This is a genomic window from Aromatoleum evansii (assembly GCF_012910805.1).
GTDB classification, from domain to species: Bacteria; Pseudomonadota; Gammaproteobacteria; order Burkholderiales; family Rhodocyclaceae; genus Aromatoleum; species Aromatoleum evansii.
This window is the reverse complement of record NZ_WTVK01000135.1, coordinates 1-3,281: the sequence shown is the minus strand read 5'-3', so window position 1 is coordinate 3,281 and position 3,281 is coordinate 1. Positions and strand designations below refer to the sequence as shown.

Annotated in this window: 2 protein-coding genes; both read left to right on the top strand. The window is 69.1% G+C overall.

Annotated features, from left to right (window positions below):
- Positions 1–347 (top strand): sarcosine oxidase subunit delta (locus tag GO615_RS27375; protein ID WP_246262512.1); only part of this gene is annotated, 347 nt, incomplete at its 5' end.
- The coding region (locus GO615_RS27370; protein WP_169133004.1) for a sarcosine oxidase subunit alpha family protein at positions 344–3,281 on the top strand (2,938 nt) is incomplete at its 3' end. The genes GO615_RS27375 and GO615_RS27370, both read left to right, overlap by 4 nt.

Here is a 3,281-nt window from a genome sequence, read left to right as displayed (position 1 = left end):
CGAACACGGCGCCGCGGGCGTCGCGCACTGAGGAGGAGCAGGACACCATGCTGCACATCTACTGCCCGCACTGCGCGGAAACCCGCGAGGAAGAAGAGTTCCGCCCCAAGGGCGAGGCCCACATCGCGCGCCCGGTGGAACCGGAAGCGACCAGCGACGAGGACTGGGGCAACTACCTCTTCTTCCGCAAGAACCCGCGCGGCCTGCACCACGAGCTGTGGTACCACGCCGCCGGCTGCCGCAAGTTCTTCAACATCACGCGCGACACCATGAGCTACCAGATCCTCGAAACCTACAAGGTCGGCCAGAAGCCTTCGGTCACCGCTGACAAAGGGGCGGCCAAATGAGCCAGCAGAATCGCCAAGCCAACCGCCTCGCAACGGGCGGGCGCATCGACCGCAGCCGCCCGCTGCGCTTCAGCTTCAACGGCGTCGACTACCAGGGCTTCGCCGGCGACACGCTCGCCTCGGCCTTGCTCGCCAACGGCGTCGATGTCGTGGGCCGCAGCTTCAAGTACTCCCGCCCGCGCGGCATCGTCGCCGCCGGCGCCGAGGAGCCGAATGCGATCGTGCAACTGGGCGCGACCGAAGCCGGCCAGGTGCCGAACGTGCGCGCCACGCAACAGGCGCTCTACGGCGGGCTGGTCGCCACGAGCACCAACGGCTGGCCGAACGTCGACCGCGATCTGATGGGCGTGATCGGCAGCGTCGGCGGCAAGTTCATGCCCCCGGGCTTCTACTACAAGACCTTCATGGCGCCGGCCTCGCTGTGGCCGAAGTACGAGAAGTACATCCGCAAGGCCGCGGGCCTGGGCCGCACGCCCAGGGAGAAGGATCCGGACATCTACGACCACATCAACCGTCACTGCGACGTGCTGGTGATCGGCGCCGGTCCCGCGGGCCTCGCCGCCGCGCTCGCCGCCGGCCGTAGCGGTGCGCGCGTGATCCTGTGCGACGAGCAGGAAGAGATGGGCGGCTCGCTGCTCGACACGCGCGAGCTCATCGACGGCCGCCCGGCCTCGGCCTGGGTCGCCGCCGTGCTCGCGGAACTGGCGACCCTGCCCGAAGTGCTGATCCTGCCGCGCACCACCGCCAACGGCTACCACGACCACAACTTCGTGACCCTGCACGAGCGCCGCACCGAGCACCTCGCCGACCTCGCGCCGAGCGTGAACGGCCGCCGCCAGGTGCGCGCCCGCATGCACCGCGTGCGCGCCCATGAGGTGATCCTCGCCACCGGCACGCACGAGCGTCCGCTGGTCTTTGCCAACAACGACGTGCCGGGCTGCATGGTGGCGGGCGCGGTGTCGACCTACATCCGCCGCTACGCCGTGGCGCCGGGTAAGCGCCTGGTGCTGTCGACCGCCAACGACCACGCCTACCGCGCCGCGCTCGACTGGCATGATGCCGGCCGCGAAGTGGTCGCGATCGTCGATGCGCGTGAGCACCCCGAGGGCGACCTCGTCAATGAGGCCCGTTCGCGCAATATCCGCATCATCCCCGGCTCCGCGGTGATCGAGGCGAACGGCAAGAAGCGCGTCACCGGTGCCCAGGTCGCCCGCATCGACATCGGCGGCTTCAAGGTGGCGGGCCGCGTCGAGACGCTTGCCTGCGACACCCTCGCGAGCTCCGGCGGCTACAGCCCGGTCGTGCACCTGGCCGCGCACACCGGCGCGCGCCCCGAGTGGCGCGAGGACATCCTCGGCTTCGTCCCCGGCAAGGTGCCGGGCATGACCCCGGTGGGGGGCGTGCACGGCAAGGGCGCGCTCAGCGACGCGCTCGCCGATGGCGCCGCAGCCGGCACGGCCGCCGCGCAGCGCACCGGCTTCGCGGTCGAGAAGCCGGTCCTGCCCAAGGTCGCCAAGCTGCGCGAAGGCAAGGCGGCGGCGCTCTACCAGGTGCCGCACGTAAAACCCGCGATGCGCGCGCCGAAGCAGTTCGTCGATCCGCAGAACGACGTCACCGCCGCCGGCATCGAGCTCGCCACGCGCGAAGGCTTCGAGTCGATCGAGCACGTCAAGCGCTACACCGGCATGGGCTTCGGCACCGACCAGGGCAAGCTCGGCAACATCAACGGCATGGCGATTGCCGCGCGCTGCCTGAAGCAGACGATCCCGCAGACCGGCACCACCGTCTTCCGCCCGAACTACACGCCGATCACCTTCGGCGCCATCGCCGGCCGTCACTGCCGCGAGTTCTTCGATCCGCGCCGCTACACGGCGCTGCATGCGTGGCATGTCGAGCACGGCGCGAAGTTCGAGGAAGTCGGCCAGTGGATGCGCCCGTGGTACTTCCCGCAGGGCAACGAGACGATGCACGAGGCCGTGCAGCGCGAGTGCCGCGCCGTGCGTGAGTCGGTCGGCATCCTCGACGCCTCGACGCTGGGCAAGATCGAGATCCAGGGCAAGGACGCGCGCGAGTTCCTCAACCGCCTGTACACCAACGCGTGGACCAAGCTCGACGTGGGCAAGTGCCGCTACGGCCTCATGTGCAAGGACGACGGCATGGTGATGGACGACGGCGTGACCGCGTGCATCGGCGAGAACCACTTCCACATGACCACCACCACCGGCGGCGCCGCGGCGGTGCTCGACTGGATGGAGCTGTGGCACCAGACCGAGTGGCCGGAGCTGGAGGTGTACTTCAACTCCGTGACCGACCACTGGGCGGCGATGGCGATCAACGGCCCCAACGCGCGCAAGCTCCTCGCGGAGCTCACCGACGACATCGACCTCGCGCGCGACAACTTCAAGTTCATGGACATGCGCGAAGGCACGGTCGCCGGCGTCCCGGCCCGCGTCTATCGCATCTCCTTCACCGGCGAGCTCTCCTACGAGATCAACGTGCAGGCGCACCACGCGATGCACGTGTGGCAGGCGCTGTTCGAGAAGGGCGAGAAGTACGGTCTCACCCCCTACGGCACGGAAACGATGCACGTGCTGCGCGCGGAGAAGGGCTTCATCATCGTCGGCCAGGAAACCGATGGCTCGATGACGCCGGAAGACCTCGGCATGCAGTGGTGCGTCGGCTACAAGAAGCCCTTCTCGTGGATCGGGCGGCGCGCGCTCACGCGCCCGGACACGCAGCGCGAGGACCGCAAGCAGCTCGTGGGCCTCAAGCCGCTCGACCCGCAGCTGGTCTTGGACGAGGGCGCGCAGATCGTGCTCGAGAAGGAGATCCGCATCCCGATGCCGATGGTCGGGCATGTGACGTCGAGCTACTACAGCCCGAACCTGGGCCACTCCTTCGCGCTCGCGGTCGTCAAGGGCGGCGCCAAGCGCC